Here is a 17182-nt window from a genome sequence, read left to right as displayed (position 1 = left end):
CATCACTTGAAGCGATGAACGTTCGACAGCTGCTTGTTGACGCTGAAGTTCTTGCGGTAAATCAGTGCCATCTTGCCGATGACCTGAACCAGGTCCGCTTTGCCGACCTTGCACAGTTCTGCAATGTTCGCCAGGCGCGACTCGCGATCGAGGATGTTGAGCTTGATTTTAATCAACTCGTGATCCGCCAAAGCGCGTTCAAGTTCGGCTAACACACCTTCAGTCAAACCGTTGTCAGCCACAATCAAAACTGGTTTCAGATGATGGCCAATGGATTTGTACTGTTTCTTCTGCTCTTGAGTGAGCGGCATAATCTGACCCCTGCGTCTGATCTTGTAAAAAGCGGCGGCCAGTTTACCCGAGCGAGTCCGGGACCGCCCAGTTAATCACGACCCGTTTTATTTTCGAGGTGGCCCGTGGCCCGTTCCAAGACAAGCCTTAAATGGCTGCAAAGACATGTCAATGATCCCTATGTGAAGCAGGCGCAGAAGGATGGTTATCGCTCGCGTGCGAGTTACAAGCTTCTGGAGGTCCAGGAGAAATACAAACTGATCCGTCCGGGTATGAGCGTTGTCGACCTGGGAGCGGCGCCCGGCGGCTGGTCGCAGGTCACCAGTCGGCTGATCGGTGGTCAGGGGCGACTGATCGCCTCGGACATCCTGGAAATGGACAGCATTCCGGACGTGACTTTCATCCAGGGTGACTTCACCCAGGACGAAGTGCTCGCTCAGATCCTCGAAGCCGTGGGTAATTCGCAGGTGGACCTTGTGATTTCCGATATGGCCCCCAATATGAGTGGTACGCCTGAGGTGGATATGCCCAAAGCCATGTTTCTATGTGAGCTGGCTCTTGATCTGGCGGCTCGGATACTCAAGCCGGGTGGTAATTTCGTGATCAAGGTGTTTCAGGGCGAAGGGTTTGATGCTTACGTGAAGGACGCTCGTCAGAAATTCGACAAGGTCCAGATGATCAAGCCGGATTCTTCCCGCGGCAGTTCCCGCGAGCAATACATGCTGGCTTGGGGCTATCGTGGCCGTAGCGAGTAAATCGAGGTTTTTTTGCGGGTCGATAGGATTTTCGTATTTCGCCCCGTGAGCATTAGCGAATATTGTGTAGAAAGTGTTTCACAAAGGGTTACAGACGGCGCCTGCCAGAGTCGTAGGTAATGTAGTAAGTTAGGCCGGTGAATATCATGCGAAGCGCGCGCCATTAGCGGAGCTTGCTTCAGAGGGTAGTTAATTGAACGATATGGCAAAGAATCTGATCCTGTGGTTGATCATCGCGGCTGTCCTGGTGACGGTGATGAACAACTTCTCCAGCCCTAACGAGCCGCAGACCCTCAACTATTCCGACTTCATCCAGCAGGTCAAGGATGGCAAGGTCGAGCGCGTAGCAGTTGACGGCTATGTGATTACCGGTAAGCGCACCGATGGCGATAGCTTCAAGACCATTCGTCCTGCCATTCAGGACAACGGTCTGATCGGCGATCTCGTGGATAACCACGTCGTGGTCGAAGGCAAGCAGCCTGAGCAGCAAAGCATCTGGACTCAACTCCTGGTCGCCAGCTTCCCGATCCTGGTGATCATCGCCGTGTTCATGTTTTTCATGCGGCAGATGCAGGGCGGTGCGGGCGGCAAGGGCGGGCCGATGAGCTTCGGCAAGAGCAAGGCACGCCTGCTCTCCGAAGATCAGGTGAAAACCACCTTGGGTGACGTTGCCGGTTGCGACGAAGCCAAGGAAGAGGTCGGTGAACTGGTCGAGTTCCTGCGTGATCCGGGCAAGTTCCAGCGACTGGGCGGCCGCATTCCACGCGGCGTGCTGATGGTGGGTCCTCCGGGTACCGGTAAAACCTTGCTGGCCAAGGCGATTGCCGGCGAAGCCAAAGTACCGTTCTTCACCATTTCCGGTTCCGATTTCGTCGAGATGTTCGTCGGTGTCGGTGCCAGCCGTGTTCGCGATATGTTCGAGCAGGCCAAGAAACACGCACCCTGCATCATCTTTATCGATGAAATCGATGCTGTCGGTCGTCACCGTGGCGCCGGCATGGGTGGCGGTCATGACGAACGCGAGCAGACACTCAACCAATTGCTGGTTGAGATGGATGGCTTTGAAATGAATGACGGCATCATCGTCATTGCTGCAACCAACCGTCCCGACGTACTGGATCCTGCGTTGCTGCGTCCGGGCCGTTTCGACCGTCAGGTTGTGGTCGGTCTGCCGGATATTCGTGGTCGTGAGCAGATTCTCAAGGTTCACATGCGCAAAGTGCCAATGGGTGACGACGTCGCTCCTGCGGTGATTGCACGTGGTACGCCTGGTTTCTCTGGTGCCGACCTGGCTAACCTGGTGAACGAGGCCTCGTTGTTCGCTGCCCGTACCGGCAAGCGCATCGTCGAAATGAAAGAGTTTGAACTGGCGAAAGACAAGATCATGATGGGCGCCGAGCGCAAATCCATGGTCATGTCGGAGAAAGAGAAGCAGAACACCGCTTATCACGAAGCGGGTCACGCCATCGTCGGTCGTGTCGTGCCAGAGCACGATCCGGTCTACAAGGTGTCGATCATCCCGCGCGGTCGTGCGCTGGGTGTGACGATGTTCCTGCCGGAAGAAGATCGCTATAGCCTGTCCAAGCGTGCGCTGATCAGCCAGATCTGCTCGCTGTACGGTGGCCGTATCGCTGAAGAAATGACCCTGGGCTTTGACGGTGTTACCACCGGCGCGTCCAACGACATCATGCGTGCCAGCCAGATTGCGCGGAACATGGTGACCAAGTGGGGTCTTTCGGAAAAACTCGGTCCGTTGATGTATGCCGAAGAAGAGGGCGAAGTATTCCTTGGTCGCGGCGGCGGTGGTCAGGGTGCGAGCTTCTCTGGTGAGACAGCCAAGCTGATTGACTCCGAAGTGCGCAGCATCATTGACCAGTGCTACGGCACGGCCAAGCAGATCCTCACGGATAACCGTGACAAGCTCGACGCCATGGCGGATGCCTTGATGAAGTACGAGACGATCGATGCCGATCAGATCGATGACATCATGGCCGGACGTACCCCTCGCGAACCACGCGACTGGTCGGGTGGCGGCACCGGTACTTCCGGGACACCTCCGGTGGTCCAGGATGAGCGTCCGCAAACACCGATCGGCGGTCCGGCTGCTGACGTCTAAGGTTTGAAATGACTTCTGTTCAGTCCTCGACCCGGTTGCCTTGCGGCAACCGGGTTCTTGATTTGGCCCAGACGCATGTCATGGGTATTCTCAATGTCACTCCCGATTCCTTTTCTGATGGCGGCCGATACAGCCAGCTCGACGCGGCCCTGCGCCACGCCGAGGCGATGGTGGCGGCGGGCGCCACGCTGATCGATGTCGGTGGCGAATCGACCCGGCCCGGTGCAAGGGCGGTTTCGCCACTTGAAGAGTTGGAGCGCGTGGCGCCTATCGTTGAGCTCATCAATCGCGAACTGGATGTGATTATTTCGGTTGATACCTCCACTCCGGCGGTCATGCGCGAAACCGCACGGCTCGGAGCGGGCTTGATCAATGATGTGCGCTCGCTGCGCCGAGACGGTGCCCTGGATGCGGCAGCCGCCACCGGATTGCCGGTGTGTCTGATGCATATGCTCGGTGAGCCGGGCGATATGCAGGACAATCCGAGCTACGGGGACGTGACCAGGGAGGTTGGCGAGTTTCTCGCTGAGCGCGTGGCCCAGTGTGCGTTGGTGGGAATCCCTGCTGAGCGGATTATTCTTGATCCGGGGTTTGGGTTCGCGAAAACCTTGCAGCACAATCTAAGCTTGTTCAAGCATATGGAAGACCTGCATGCCTTGGGGCGGCCCCTGTTGGTTGGGGTTTCGCGAAAGAGCATGATAGGTCAGGCCTTGAATCGCCCGGTTGGAGAACGCCTGTTTGGTGGTCTGGCGCTCGCGGCGCTGGCTTCGGCCAAGGGTGCGCGTATATTGCGCGTCCATGATGTAGCCGAAACAGTGGACGTGGTGCGGATGATCGCCGCAGTGGAATCAGCCGAATAAGAATGATGGAGCACTTATGAGCAAAAAATACTTTGGCACCGACGGTATCCGTGGTCGGGTCGGTGAATACCCGATAACTCCTGATTTCATGCTCAAGCTCGGTTGGGCTGCAGGCATGGCGTTCCGCAAAATGGGCGCCTGCAAGGTGCTGGTTGGCAAGGACACCCGAATCTCCGGTTACATGTTTGAGTCCGCGCTCGAGGCTGGTCTGACGTCGGCAGGTGCTGACGTGATGCTGTTGGGCCCGATGCCGACGCCGGCGATCGCTTACCTGACGCGTACCTTTCATGCTGAAGCCGGTATTGTGATCAGTGCCTCGCACAATCCTCATGATGACAACGGCATCAAGTTCTTCTCCGGAAAGGGCACCAAGCTGCCGGATGAAGTCGAACTGATGATCGAAGAGTTGCTCGACACCCCGATGACCGTGGTTGAGTCGAGCAAGATCGGCAAAGTGTCGCGCATCAACGACGCCTCTGGCCGCTATATCGAATTCTGCAAGAGCAGCGTGCCGACCGGTACCAACTTCGCCGGCCTGAAAATCGTGATCGACTGCGCTCACGGCGCGACCTACAAGGTTGCACCTAGCGTGTTCCGCGAGCTGGGTGCCGAAGTCGTTGTGCTTTCTGCTCAGCCAAACGGCTTGAACATCAATGACAATTGCGGTTCGACCCATATGGGGCAGTTGCAGGCTGCGGTATTGGCCGAACACGCCGATCTGGGTATTGCCTTTGACGGTGACGGTGATCGCGTCTTGATGGTCGACCACACAGGCGCCATCGTAGATGGTGACGAGTTGCTGTACATCATCGCCCGCGATCTGCATGAGCGCGACAAGCTGCAAGGCGGCGTGGTTGGTACATTGATGAGTAACCTTGGGCTCGAATTGGCCCTGGCGGATCTGTCGATTCCTTTCGTGCGTGCCAACGTTGGCGACCGTTATGTGATCGCTGACTTGCTGGAGCGTAACTGGTTGGTAGGCGGTGAGAACTCGGGTCATATCGTCTGCTTCAATCACACCACCACAGGTGATGCGATCATCGCGGCGTTGCAGGTGCTGATGGCGCTGAAAACGCGCTCGGAAGGACTTGCTCAGGCCCGTCAGGCGCTGCGCAAGTGCCCTCAGGTGCTGATCAATGTCCGGTTCGGCGGGGGCGCGAGTCCGCTCGACCATCCGGCGGTCAAGGAAGCCAGCGACCGTGTTACCCAGGCTATGGCCGGCCGCGGGCGCGTGTTGTTGCGCAAGTCCGGGACGGAGCCGTTGGTGCGCGTGATGGTTGAAGGCGAGGACGAAACACAGGTCCGTGGCTACGCCGAAGAGCTGGCAAAACTGGTTACTGAAGTTTCTGCCTGAATTCGGCTTGCCAGCCATGATTGTGTTGGGTAACATCTGCGCCCACTTTGACCGACGAGGTACAGCATGCGTCGCCCTATGGTAGCTGGTAACTGGAAGATGCACGGTACCCGCGCCAGCGTCGCTGAGCTGATCAATGGCCTTCGTCATCTGGCCTTGCCGAGCGGTGTTGATGTAGCGGTATTCCCGCCTTACTTGCATATCAATCAAGTGATTGATGGCTTGAACGGCAAGTCGATTTCGGTCGGCGCGCAGAACTCTGCGGTGGAAGCCATGCAAGGTGCACTGACCGGTGAAATCGCGCCGAGTCAATTGGTGGATGCAGGTTGTTCCCTGGTTCTTGTCGGGCATTCCGAGCGCCGCCAGATTATGGGCGAGCAGGACGGTGTGCTGATTCGCAAGTTCGCAGCGGCGCAGGCATGTGGCTTGATCCCGGTGTTGTGCATAGGGGAAACCCTTGAGCAGCGCGAAGCCGGTAAAACTCTAGAGGTTGTCGGGCGTCAGCTAGGCAGTATCATAGAGGAGCTGGGTGTAGGTGCCTTTGCAAATGCAGTAATTGCTTACGAGCCAGTCTGGGCCATTGGCACTGGGCTGACTGCTTCGCCGCAACAAGCGCAGGATGTGCATGCAGCCATTCGCGCTCAGTTGGCGGCAGAGAATTCTGAGGTCGCACAAGGTGTGCGGCTTCTATACGGCGGCAGCGTGAAGGCGGCCAATGCGGTCGAACTGTTCGGCATGCCGGATATCGATGGGGGGCTCATTGGTGGAGCTTCCCTGAATGCAGATGAGTTCGGTGCGATTTGTCGCGCCGCGGGAAACTGAAAAAATGCTGGAAACAGTCGTAGTCGTTTTTCATCTGCTGGGTGCATTGGGCGTAGTTGCTCTGGTATTGCTGCAGCAGGGTAAAGGTGCGGATGCTGGCGCGTCTTTCGGAGCAGGTGCTTCAAATACTGTGTTCGGAAGCCAAGGTTCCTCTACCTTTCTTAGTAAGTTTACTGCTATACTTGCCGCCGGTTTCTTCATAACCAGCTTAGGGTTAGGTTACTTTGCTAAAGAGAAAGCTCAGCAGCTGACTCAAGTAGGTTTGCCAAACCCGGCAGTGTTGGAAGTTCCAAAGCAACAACCGGCTTCTGATGATGTACCGGTGCTTCAAGAGCAAAAGTCGGCTAATCCAGCGACTGACGTGCCTCCAGCTCAAGAGCAAAAGTAAGAAGGGTTTCAAACGTAGTATTGCCGAGGTGGTGGAATTGGTAGACACGCAACCTTGAGGTGGTTGTGCCCATAGGGTGTAGGGGTTCGAGTCCCCTTCTCGGTACCAATTATCAGGAGAGCCCGCTGTTGCGGGCTTTCTTGTAGGTGGAAGGTTACATTGACCCTGTCAGGGATCGGTCGTATACTTCCGCCCCAGCTTTGTCGCGGGGTGGAGCAGTCTGGTAGCTCGTCGGGCTCATAACCCGAAGGTCGTCGGTTCAAATCCGGCCCCCGCAACCAGTTTAAGGAGCCCCTTTTAAGGGGCTTTTTGTTAGCTGGACACTTTCTACGCCGCTGTTCGACGGCGTTTCAAGGATGGGCGTTTCGCCCATTTTTTTATTTTGCATAGCATGCACATACATGCACGAGGGGGTTCAGGTGTCGAGCAAGCTAGAAGAGTTGCAGGCCTTGTTGGCCCCGGTGGTCGTGGCCCTGGGCTATGAATGCTGGGGTATTGAGTTTTCGGCTCAAGGTCGCCACTCAATGTTGCGCGTTTATATTGATAAAGAGGGCGGTGTGCTGGTGGACGATTGTGCCATCGTCAGCCGTCAGATCAGCGGTGTCCTGGATGTTGAAGATCCAATCGCCGTTGAATACACCCTTGAAGTTTCCTCGCCTGGCATGGAACGCCCACTGTTCACTATTGAGCAGTTTGCAAAATTTGCCGGTGAACAAGTGAAGATCAAGCTGCGCTCGCCTTTTGAAGGACGACGCAACTTTCAGGGCCTTCTGCGCGGTGTAGAAGAGCAGGACGTCGTGGTGCAGGTAGAAGACCATGAGTTCCTGTTGCCGATCGATATGATCGACAAGGCCAACATTATTCCCAGTTTTGACTGAGACGCGGATCCCGCGGATCCAATGGCTTGCGAAAGGCGAGGCGTACGATGAGCAAAGAAGTACTGCTGGTTGTTGAGTCGGTATCCAATGAAAAGGGCGTACCGGCAAACGTAATTTTTGAAGCGCTGGAGCTGGCCCTGGCCACTGCTACCAAAAAGCGTTTCGAGGACGAAGTCGATCTGCGTGTGGAAATCAATCGCCACACCGGTGCTTACGAGACATTCCGTCGCTGGACGGTCGTCGAAGAAGCAGACCTGGATGATCCGGCCATCGAAACCTGGCCGAGCAAGGTTGCCGAAACGCACCCGGGCGCCCAGGTGGGTGATGTAGTCGAAGAGAAAATCGAATCCATCGAGTTCGGCCGCATTGCTGCACAGACTGCCAAGCAAGTCATCGTGCAGAAAGTTCGCGAAGCCGAGCGCGCTCAAGTCGTTGACGCTTATCGCGAGCGCCTGGGGGAAATCATCTCCGGCACCGTGAAGAAAGTGACCCGCGACAACGTGATCGTCGACCTGGGCAACAACGCTGAAGCGTTGCTGGCTCGTGAAGACATCATCTCTCGCGAAACCTTCCGGGTTGGCGTGCGCTTGCGTGCGTTGCTCAAGGAAATCCGCACCGAGAACCGCGGCCCGCAGCTGATCCTGTCGCGTACCGCGCCGGAAATGCTGATCGAGTTGTTCCGCATCGAAGTGCCGGAAATCGCTGAAGGCCTGATCGAAGTAATGGCAGCCTCCCGTGACCCGGGTTCGCGTGCCAAGATCGCGGTCCGCTCGAAAGACAAACGCATCGACCCGCAAGGCGCTTGCATCGGTATGCGCGGTTCGCGCGTCCAGGCAGTGTCGGGTGAGTTGGGCGGTGAGCGTGTGGATATCGTCCTGTGGGATGACAACCCGGCTCAGTTCGTAATCAACGCCATGTCCCCGGCTGAGGTTGCGGCAATTATCGTTGACGAAGATGCCCATGCAATGGACATCGCCGTTGGCGCAGACAATCTGGCTCAGGCCATCGGTCGCGGTGGTCAGAACGTGCGTCTGGCTAGCCAGTTGACTGGCTGGACCCTGAACGTGATGACCGAATCGGACATCCAGGCTAAGCAGCAAGCAGAAACCGGCGACATCCTGCGCAACTTCATCGACGAGCTGGAAGTCGACGAAGACCTTGCACAGGTGCTGGTAGATGAAGGCTTCACCAGCCTGGAAGAGATTGCCTACGTACCGTTGGAAGAAATGCTCAACATCGAAGGCTTTGACGAAGAAACCGTCAACGAGCTTCGCGCTCGCGCCAAGGATCGTTTGTTGACCAAAGCCATCGCTACTGAGGAAAAGCTGGCAGACGCCCATCCGGCCGAAGACCTGCTCTCGCTTGAGGGTATGGACAAGGATCTGGCGATGGAACTGGCGGTGCGCGGCGTAATTACCCGCGAAGACCTGGCCGAGCAGTCTATTGACGACCTGCTCGACATCGACGGCATTGACGATGATCGTGCCGGCAAGTTGATCATGGCCGCCCGAGCCCACTGGTTCGAGTAATTAGGCGCGGCCTGAGGAGAGAAGTGCATGACGCAAGTCACGGTGAAACAACTGGCCGATGAGGTCAAAACACCGGTAGAGCGCCTGTTGCAGCAGATGCGTGAGGCAGGTCTGCCGCACACCGCCGCCGATGAAGGTGTGAGCGATAGTGAGAAGCAGTCTTTGCTGACTCACTTGAAGAGCAGCCACAAGGCGAAAGTGGAAGAACCGCGCAAGATCACACTGCAGCGCAAAACCACCAGCACCCTGCGTGTTGCTGGCAGCAAAAGCATCAGCGTTGAAGTACGCAAGAAGAAAGTCTTCGTACAGCGCAGCCCGGAAGAAATTGAAGCCGAGCGCAAACGCGAACTGGAAGAACGTCGCGCAGTAGAAAATGCTGCTCGTCAGAAGGCTGAAGAAGAAGCCAAGCGTCGCGCCGAAGAAGAAGCGCGTCGCCAGCCTGCTGCTGCGCAATCCGCTACTAACGACGCCGTTGCAGCCCCTGCTGCAGTTGCCGAGCCAGTACGCGAAAGCGCGCCGGTTGTAGCCGCTGCTCCAGCACCGTCTGCTGACGTTCGCAACAAGCAGAACGAACAGCGCCGTCCGGACAAACCACGCGCCGACGATAACAATCGTCGTGGCAGTGGCGATGGTGAGCGCAAAAACGCTCCGCATCGTGCTTCGGTTAAAGAGAAAGCGCCTGCTCCACGCGTAGCCCCACGTACTACCGACGAAGAAAGCGATGGCTTCCGTCGTGGTGGTCGCGGCAAGGCCAAGCTGAAGAAACGCAACGCCCACGGTTTCCAGAGCCCAACCGGCCCTGTCGTGCGTGATGTGCAGATCGGCGAGACCATCACTGTTGGCGATCTCGCCAATCAGATGTCGGTCAAGGCTGCTGAAATCATCAAGTTCATGTTCAAACTGGGTACGCCAGCGACCATCAACCAGGTGCTTGATCAGGAAACTGCTCAACTGGTAGCCGAAGAACTGGGCCACAAAGTGACCCTGGTCAGCGACACCGCCCTGGAAGATTCCCTGGCCGAGTCCCTGAAGTTTGAAGGTGAGACGTTCTCCCGTGCGCCAGTCGTGACCGTAATGGGCCACGTTGACCACGGTAAGACGTCGCTGCTCGACTATATCCGTCGTGCCAAGGTAGCTGCAGGCGAAGCCGGCGGTATCACCCAGCACATCGGTGCGTACCACGTTGAAACTGATCGCGGCATGGTCACTTTCCTCGATACCCCGGGTCACGCCGCGTTTACCGCAATGCGTGCCCGTGGTGCCAAGGCGACTGACATCGTGATCCTGGTGGTTGCGGCGGACGACGGCGTAATGCCGCAGACCATTGAAGCGGTCCAGCACGCCAAGGCTGCCGGTGTTCCACTGGTTGTTGCAGTGAACAAAATCGACAAGCCGGGCGCTGATCTCGATCGCATCCGTAGCGAGCTGTCGGTTCACGGCGTGACCTCGGAAGAGTGGGGCGGCGACACCCCGTTCGTATCGGTTTCGGCGAAAGTCGGTACTGGCGTGGACGAGTTGCTCGAAGCTGTTCTGCTGCAAGCCGAAGTTCTGGAACTGAAAGCGACGCCTTCGGCTCCTGGCCGTGGTGTGGTGGTTGAATCGCGTCTCGACAAAGGTCGTGGCCCGGTTGCAACCGTTCTGGTTCAAGACGGTACCCTGCGCCAAGGCGACATGGTCCTGGTCGGTTCGAACTATGGCCGTGTACGCGCCATGCTCGACGAGAACGGCAAGCCGATCAAAGAAGCCGGTCCTTCCATCCCTGTCGAGATCCTCGGCCTGGACGGTACCCCGGACGCTGGCGATGAGATGAGCGTGCTGTCGGACGAGAAGAAAGCCCGTGAAGTGGCTCTGTTCCGTCAAGGCAAGTTCCGCGAAGTCAAACTGGCTCGCGCTCACGCCGGCAAGCTGGAAAACATCTTCGAAAACATGGGTCAGGCAGAGAAGAAGACGCTCAACATCGTCCTCAAATCCGACGTCCGTGGTTCGCTGGAAGCGTTGAACGGTGCCTTGAACGGCCTGGGTAACGACGAAGTGCAAGTGCGTGTTGTCGGTGGCGGCGTCGGTGGTATCACCGAGTCCGACGCTAACCTGGCACTGGCCTCCAACGCTGTACTGTTTGGCTTCAACGTGCGTGCCGATGCTGGCGCTCGCAAGATCGTCGAGCAGGAAGGTCTGGATATGCGTTACTACAACGTGATCTACGACATCATCGAAGACGTCAAGAAAGCCCTCACCGGTATGCTGGGCAGCGATGTTCGCGAGAACATCCTGGGTACCGCTGAAGTGCGTGACGTGTTCCGTTCGCCGAAGTTTGGCGCGATCGCCGGTTGCATGGTTATCGAAGGTGTTGTTCACCGTAACCGTCCAATCCGTGTACTGCGTGAAGACATCGTTATCTTCGAAGGCGAGCTGGAATCCCTGCGCCGCTTCAAGGATGACGCTTCCGAAGTACGTGCCGGCATGGAATGCGGTATCGGCGTGAAGAGCTACAACGACGTCAAAGTCGGTGACAAGATCGAAGTCTTCGAGAAGGTTCAGGTTGCTCGCAGCCTCTAACTCGCGCACTTCAAGGGCCACGCCAAGCCGCCGCATGCAAATGCGCGGCACCGCGTCAGGACTCTAAACGCAACGCCCGGTCTGGCTTTTGTCAGGCCGGGCGTTTGCCGCTTTCAGACCCCTCGGGTTTCACCGTGGGGCAGTAACAGGTAACAAGACATGGCAAAAGAATACAGCCGTACCCAACGTATCGGCGATCAGATGCAGCGTGAGCTGGCACAGCTGATCCGTCGTGAAGTCAAAGACCCGCGCGTCGGTCTGGTCACCATTACCGCTGTTGAAGTCAGCCGTGACGTCGGTCACGCCAAGATCTTCATTACCGTGATGGGCCAGGACAACGCCGAAGACATCGCGCAAAGCATCAAGGTGCTCAACTCAGCCGCCGGTTTCCTGCGCATGCAGTTGGCTCGTGAAATGAAGTTGCGCAGCGTTCCGCAGTTGCACTTCCACTACGACGAAAGCGTCGTGCGTGGCGCGCACCTGTCGGCCCTGATCGAGCGTGCGGTGGCTGAAGACAATCAGCACCCGGTAGCGGCTGAACCCGAAGACGCCAAGGAGTAATCGGTGGCTCAGGTCAAACGTATCCGTCGTAACGTCAGCGGTATCATTCTGCTCGACAAGCCGTTGGGGTTCACCTCCAACGCCGCGTTGCAGAAGGTTCGCTGGCTGCTGAACGCCGAGAAAGCCGGTCACACCGGCAGTCTCGATCCGCTGGCCACCGGCGTGTTGCCGTTGTGCTTCGGTGAGGCCACCAAGTTCTCGCAGTACCTGCTCGATTCCGACAAGGGTTACGAAACCCTGGCGCAACTGGGCAAGACCACCACCACGGCCGATGCCGAGGGTGAAGTTTTGCAGGAGCGTCCGGTGACCGTTGGTCGCGCAGATGTCGAAGCTGTTCTGCCGAATTTTCGCGGGCAAATCAGTCAGATACCGCCGATGTACTCGGCGCTCAAGCGTGATGGCCAGCCGCTGTACAAGCTGGCCCGTGCAGGCGAAGTAGTGGAGCGTGAACCGCGTTCTGTTACTATTGCGCGCTTGGAATTGCTGGCCTTTGAAGGTGATACTGCGCGGCTTGCGGTGGATTGCAGCAAAGGCACCTATATTCGCACCCTGGTGGAGGATATCGGTGAGCAACTCGGTTGTGGCGCTTACGTGGCTGAATTGCGACGTACCCAGGCCGGGCCTTTCACGCTGGCGCAGACGGTCACGCTTGAAGAGTTGGAAGCGGTACATGCCGAAGGCGGCAACGAAGCGGTCGACCGCTTCCTGATGCCATCGGACAGCGGCCTTCTGGATTGGCCACTGTTGCAGTTCTCGGAGCACAGTTCGTTCTACTGGCTTAACGGCCAACCGGTACGAGCCCCGGATGCACCGAAGTTCGGCATGGTACGGGTACAGGATCACAACGGTCGCTTCATCGGTATCGGTGAAGTGAGCGAAGACGGGCGCATCGCGCCACGTCGACTGATTCGGTCAGAATGACCGGACGAGGGTGGCTGTTAACAGGCACGGTCACTACTCATTTTTAGATACAGGGATTTGTCCCTGGCCTGTTGAAGCTGTTTCTTTGAAACAGTTTCCTGATAAAAGGATTGCCTCATGGCTCTCGACGTTCAAGAAAAAGCTCAAATCGTAGCTGACTACCAGCAAGCTGTTGGTGACACTGGTTCGCCAGAAGTGCAAGTTGCACTGCTGACCCACAACATCAACAAGCTGCAAGGTCACTTCAAGGCCAACGGTAAAGATCACCACTCCCGTCGTGGTCTGATCCGCATGGTTAACCAGCGTCGTAAGCTGCTGGACTACCTGAAAGGCAAGGATCTGGGTCGTTATCAGGCTCTGATCGGTCGCCTGGGTCTGCGTCGCTAATAAGCGATTGCGCTAGAGGTTGGTTGTCTGTCGTGCGCCAGTGGGTTTCCCGCTGGCACATGGCAGGCTCCCAGCCTCAAGTTTTATCTGGATAGTCGTTTTACCCTGGACAGGCGTTGGGCCGATTCCCGACATTGCCCAAGAATTTCGCAAGAAGACAAGTTCCCCAAGAGCCACAAAAGAAGGTAGGACACCGTGAACCCGGTAATCAAAAAATTCCAGTTCGGTCAGTCGACCGTTACCCTCGAGACTGGCCGTATCGCCCGTCAGGCCTCCGGCGCAGTATTGGTCACCGTTGACGACGACGTCAGCGTGTTGGTGACTGTGGTCGGCGCCAAGCAAGCCGATCCAGGCAAGGGCTTCTTCCCTCTGTCTGTTCACTACCAGGAAAAGACTTACGCTGCCGGTAAGATCCCTGGCGGTTTCTTCAAGCGTGAAGGCCGTCCTTCCGAGAAAGAAACCCTGACTTCCCGACTGATCGACCGTCCGATCCGTCCGCTGTTCCCAGAAGGCTTCATGAACGAAGTGCAGGTTGTCTGCACCGTCGTTTCCACCAGCAAGAAAACCGATCCGGACATCGCTGCGATGATCGGTACCTCGGCTGCGTTGGCTATCTCCGGTATTCCTTTCGATGGCCCGATCGGCGCTGCCCGCGTTGCGTTCCACGAAAGCACAGGCTACCTGCTGAACCCGACTTACGAACAACAGAAAGCTTCGAGCCTGGACATGGTCGTTGCCGGTACTTCGGAAGCCGTGTTGATGGTTGAATCGGAAGCCAAAGAGCTGACCGAAGACCAGATGCTGGGCGCGGTACTGTTTGCTCACGACGAGTTCCAGGTGGTGATCAACGCCGTCAAGGAACTGGCCGCCGAAGCTGCCAAGCCGACCTGGACCTGGGCTCCACAGCCAGAAGCCACTGCTCTGCTGGGCGCTATCCGTGCCGAGTTCGGCGACGCGATCTCCCAGGCTTACACCATCACCATCAAGGCCGATCGTTACGCTCGCCTGGGTGAGCTGAAAGACCAGGTGGTTGCCAAGCTGTCCGGTGAAGAAGGCCAGCCTTCGTCCAGCGAAGTCAAAGCCGCTTTCGGCGAAATCGAATACCGCACCGTTCGCGAAAACATCGTAAACGGCAAGCCACGTATCGACGGTCGCGACACCAAGACTGTACGTCCTTTGAACATCGAAGTCGGTGTTCTGCCAAAGACTCACGGTTCGGCTCTGTTCACCCGTGGCGAAACCCAGGCGCTGGTTGTTGCAACACTGGGCACCGCCCGTGACGCACAGCTGCTGGACACCCTGGAAGGCGAGAAAAAAGACCCGTTCATGCTGCACTACAACTTCCCTCCGTTCTCGGTAGGTGAGTGTGGTCGCATGGGTGGCGCTGGCCGTCGCGAAATCGGTCACGGCCGTCTGGCCCGTCGTTCGATTGCAGCCATGCTGCCTGCTGCCGATGTGTTCCCATACACCATTCGTGTTGTGTCGGAAATCACCGAATCCAACGGTTCGAGCTCGATGGCTTCCGTTTGCGGCGCTTCCCTGGCTCTGATGGACGCCGGCGTTCCGATGAAGGCACCGGTTGCCGGTATCGCGATGGGTCTGGTTAAAGAAGGCGAGAAGTTCGCCGTCCTGACCGACATCCTGGGTGACGAAGACCACCTGGGCGACATGGACTTCAAAGTAGCCGGTACCGCCAAAGGTGTTACCGCGCTGCAGATGGACATCAAGATCAAAGGCATCACCGAAGAAATCATGGAAATCGCTCTGGGCCAAGCCCTGGAAGCGCGCCTGAACATCCTCGGTCAGATGAACCAGATCATTGGTCAGTCCCGCACCGAACTGTCGGAAAATGCTCCGACCATGATCGCGATGAAAATCGACACCGACAAAATCCGTGATGTCATCGGTAAAGGCGGCGCGACCATTCGTGCGATCTGTGAAGAGACCAAGGCTTCGATCGACATCGAAGACGACGGCTCGATCAAGATCTTCGGCGAAACCAAGGAAGCGGCTGAAGCAGCACGTCAGCGCGTTCTGGGCATCACCGCAGAAGCTGAAATCGGCAAGATCTACGTTGGTAAGGTTGAGCGCATCGTCGACTTCGGCGCATTCGTCAACATCCTGCCTGGCAAGGACGGTCTGGTACACATCTCGATGCTGAGCGACGCTCGCGTTGAGAAAGTGACCGACATCCTGAAAGAAGGCCAGGAAGTGGAAGTACTGGTACTGGACGTGGACAACCGCGGCCGTATCAAACTGTCCATCAAAGACGTAGCAGCGGCCAAGGCGTCGGGCGTTTAATCACCCCCGCTTGATTGCTTCAACGTTATAAAAAATGCCCCGCAGTGAAAGCTGCGGGGCATTTTTTTGTCTGTGAAACAGGGTGTGAAGTTGCTGGCTTTCGAACCCGGTGCTAGGTTTAGCCCACCGCCCGTGTAGCTCAGCCGGTAGAGCAGCGCACTCGTAACGCGAAGGTCGCAGGTTCGATTCCTGTCTCGGGCACCATTCCCCCTGTTATTTCACCTTTCTGCTCAAATCTTCCACGGTGCGTTTCAGCTGATCCAGTTGGTTGTCCTGATCGCTGACTTCCCGCTTAAGGCTGGACAGGTCGCTGGAGCTCGAGCTGGAACTCGATCCGGCGCTGCGCTTGAGGTCTTCCACCTGGCTGGCAAGCCTTTTCAAGTCGTTTTCCTGTTCATTGACGGTACGCTTGAGGTCGTTCACTTCGCTGGAGCTTGAACTGGAGTTCGAGCCGCCGCTGCTGCGCTTCAGATCGTCCATCTGACTGGCGAGCTTTTTCAGACCGTTGTCCTGTTCGCTGACCGCGCGTTTCAGATCACTCACTTCGCTGGAGCTTGAGCTTGAGCTGGAATTCGAGCTGCTGCTGCGCTTGAGGTCGTCCATCTGGCTGGCGAGCTTTTTAAGTCCGTTGTCCTGTTCGCTGACCGTACGCTTGAGGTCGCTGACTTCGCTGGAACTGGAGCTGGAATTCGAGCTGCTATTGCGTTTGAGTTCGTCCACCGCCTTGGCAAGGTTTACCAAACCGGTGTTCTGTTCGCTGACCGTGCGTTTCAGGTCGTTCACTCCGCTGGCGCTGGAACTGGCGCTCGAACCACTGTTGCGTTTGAACTCGTCCATGGCCTTGGCGAGGTTCTTCAGCGCCGTTTCCTGATCACTGACGGTGCGCTTGAGTTTATCCACTTCGCTGGCAGTCGAGCTCGAACCGGACACCGTGTTCTTTTTCAACTCTTCGATGAGCCGCGCCTGTGCAGTAACGGTTTTCTTCAGCTCTTCCAGATCAGCCGTACTGGTTTTAACAACTCTTTGTAATGTTTCCACCTCCTCGATACTGACGTCGGATCTGACCATCACGTTTGTACCGTAATAGTTGTGGAAAACGAGGAATTTATCGGAGGAATTAGCGCTGTCAGGTTTGTACTCCAGACCGGCTTGAGCGGTATTGGGCAGTGCCAGGCTGCCGAGAAGAAGGGCAGCCATGCCGGTTGCAAACAGGGTAGATGGAAGCTTGGGAAAATTGCGCATCACCGGTTCCTTGTGAAGTGCCTAGCTGGCACATCGCTATGACTTTACCTTTTGAACGTTGTTCCTGGGTAGCGAAGGAAAATTTTCAGAAAGGCCGATCAACGGTTTTTTTGTAGATTTGATGTAAAAGTCCATATAAATCGTCGACCAAACGTCCTATATTCGGACGTTGCACACGTACCACTTTGCAGTTTTCAGATGATCCCCGAATGGTTCTGAAG

Annotated in this window: 15 protein-coding genes and 3 tRNA genes; 16 read left to right on the top strand and 2 right to left on the bottom strand. The window is 56.8% G+C overall.

Annotated features, from left to right (window positions below):
• Window positions 1-2: 2 nt before the first annotated feature.
• Window positions 3-311 (bottom strand): YhbY family RNA-binding protein, encoded by a 309-nt coding sequence (locus tag QMX98_RS02545; RefSeq protein ID WP_008057408.1) that lies wholly within the window; start codon window positions 309-311, stop codon window positions 3-5.
• A gap of 105 nt (window positions 312-416) precedes the next feature.
• On the opposite strand from QMX98_RS02545, the gene rlmE reads away from it, so the two are divergent.
• The 16 genes from rlmE (at window position 417) to QMX98_RS02465 (ending at window position 15923) form a co-directional block, all read left to right on the top strand.
• Window positions 417-1046 (top strand): 23S rRNA (uridine(2552)-2'-O)-methyltransferase RlmE, encoded by a 630-nt coding sequence (gene rlmE / locus QMX98_RS02540; protein ID WP_008005470.1) that lies wholly within the window; start codon window positions 417-419, stop codon window positions 1044-1046.
• A 202-nt stretch (window positions 1047-1248) separates the two neighbouring features.
• Window positions 1249-3162: an ATP-dependent zinc metalloprotease FtsH gene (gene ftsH / locus QMX98_RS02535; RefSeq protein WP_010463496.1), complete on the top strand. Its 1914-nt coding sequence runs from the start codon at window positions 1249-1251 to the stop codon at window positions 3160-3162.
• An 8-nt stretch (window positions 3163-3170) separates the two neighbouring features.
• Complete coding sequence (gene folP, locus QMX98_RS02530; RefSeq protein ID WP_102593597.1) at window positions 3171-4022, top strand: dihydropteroate synthase; 852 nt, start codon at window positions 3171-3173, stop codon at window positions 4020-4022.
• A gap of 16 nt (window positions 4023-4038) precedes the next feature.
• Window positions 4039-5376 (top strand): phosphoglucosamine mutase, encoded by a 1338-nt coding sequence (gene glmM / locus QMX98_RS02525; protein WP_010463493.1) that lies wholly within the window; start codon window positions 4039-4041, stop codon window positions 5374-5376.
• A gap of 66 nt (window positions 5377-5442) precedes the next feature.
• A complete protein-coding gene (tpiA, locus tag QMX98_RS02520; protein WP_010463491.1) occupies window positions 5443-6198 on the top strand; it encodes a triose-phosphate isomerase in 756 nt (251 codons plus the stop codon).
• Between the two features lie 4 nt (window positions 6199-6202).
• On the top strand, window positions 6203-6586 hold the full coding sequence (gene secG, locus QMX98_RS02515; protein ID WP_282410203.1) for a preprotein translocase subunit SecG: 384 nt from the start codon (window positions 6203-6205) through the stop codon (window positions 6584-6586).
• Between the two features lie 22 nt (window positions 6587-6608).
• A tRNA-Leu gene (locus QMX98_RS02510) sits at window positions 6609-6694 on the top strand.
• A gap of 96 nt (window positions 6695-6790) precedes the next feature.
• A tRNA-Met gene (locus QMX98_RS02505) sits at window positions 6791-6867 on the top strand.
• A gap of 138 nt (window positions 6868-7005) precedes the next feature.
• The gene (gene rimP / locus QMX98_RS02500; RefSeq protein ID WP_010463487.1) at window positions 7006-7464 is read left to right on the top strand and encodes a ribosome maturation factor RimP; all 459 of its coding nucleotides are present in this window, start codon (window positions 7006-7008) and stop codon (window positions 7462-7464) included.
• Between the two features lie 47 nt (window positions 7465-7511).
• Window positions 7512-8993 carry a transcription termination factor NusA gene (gene nusA / locus QMX98_RS02495; protein WP_010463485.1) on the top strand — a complete coding sequence of 494 codons (1482 nt, stop codon included), beginning with the start codon at window positions 7512-7514 and terminating at the stop codon, window positions 8991-8993.
• Window positions 8994-9020: 27 nt separating this feature from the next.
• Window positions 9021-11549: a translation initiation factor IF-2 gene (gene infB, locus QMX98_RS02490; protein ID WP_010463483.1), complete on the top strand. Its 2529-nt coding sequence runs from the start codon at window positions 9021-9023 to the stop codon at window positions 11547-11549.
• A gap of 159 nt (window positions 11550-11708) precedes the next feature.
• Window positions 11709-12110, top strand: a complete 402-nt coding sequence (gene rbfA, locus QMX98_RS02485) for a 30S ribosome-binding factor RbfA (RefSeq protein ID WP_007942872.1) — start codon at window positions 11709-11711, stop codon at window positions 12108-12110.
• Window positions 12111-12113: 3 nt separating this feature from the next.
• A complete protein-coding gene (gene truB / locus QMX98_RS02480; RefSeq protein ID WP_010463480.1) occupies window positions 12114-13031 on the top strand; it encodes a tRNA pseudouridine(55) synthase TruB in 918 nt (305 codons plus the stop codon).
• Window positions 13032-13148: 117 nt separating this feature from the next.
• The gene (gene rpsO, locus QMX98_RS02475; protein WP_003176135.1) at window positions 13149-13418 is read left to right on the top strand and encodes a 30S ribosomal protein S15; all 270 of its coding nucleotides are present in this window, start codon (window positions 13149-13151) and stop codon (window positions 13416-13418) included.
• 195 nt (window positions 13419-13613) lie between these two features.
• Complete coding sequence (gene pnp, locus QMX98_RS02470) at window positions 13614-15719, top strand: polyribonucleotide nucleotidyltransferase (RefSeq protein ID WP_010463478.1); 2106 nt, start codon at window positions 13614-13616, stop codon at window positions 15717-15719.
• Window positions 15720-15847: 128 nt separating this feature from the next.
• Window positions 15848-15923: transfer RNA gene (locus tag QMX98_RS02465), tRNA-Thr, on the top strand.
• Window positions 15924-15932: 9 nt separating this feature from the next.
• Here the strand turns inward: QMX98_RS02465 and QMX98_RS02460 are convergent.
• Complete coding sequence (locus QMX98_RS02460; RefSeq protein WP_282410202.1) at window positions 15933-16961, bottom strand: hypothetical protein; 1029 nt, start codon at window positions 16959-16961, stop codon at window positions 15933-15935.
• Window positions 16962-17182 lie beyond the last annotated feature (221 nt).

Origin of the sequence: Pseudomonas sp. PS02303 (assembly GCF_029959925.1) — a bacterium.
Taxonomy (GTDB): domain Bacteria; phylum Pseudomonadota; class Gammaproteobacteria; order Pseudomonadales; family Pseudomonadaceae; genus Aquipseudomonas; species Aquipseudomonas mandelii.
This window is presented reverse-complemented; position numbering and strand designations above follow the sequence as displayed.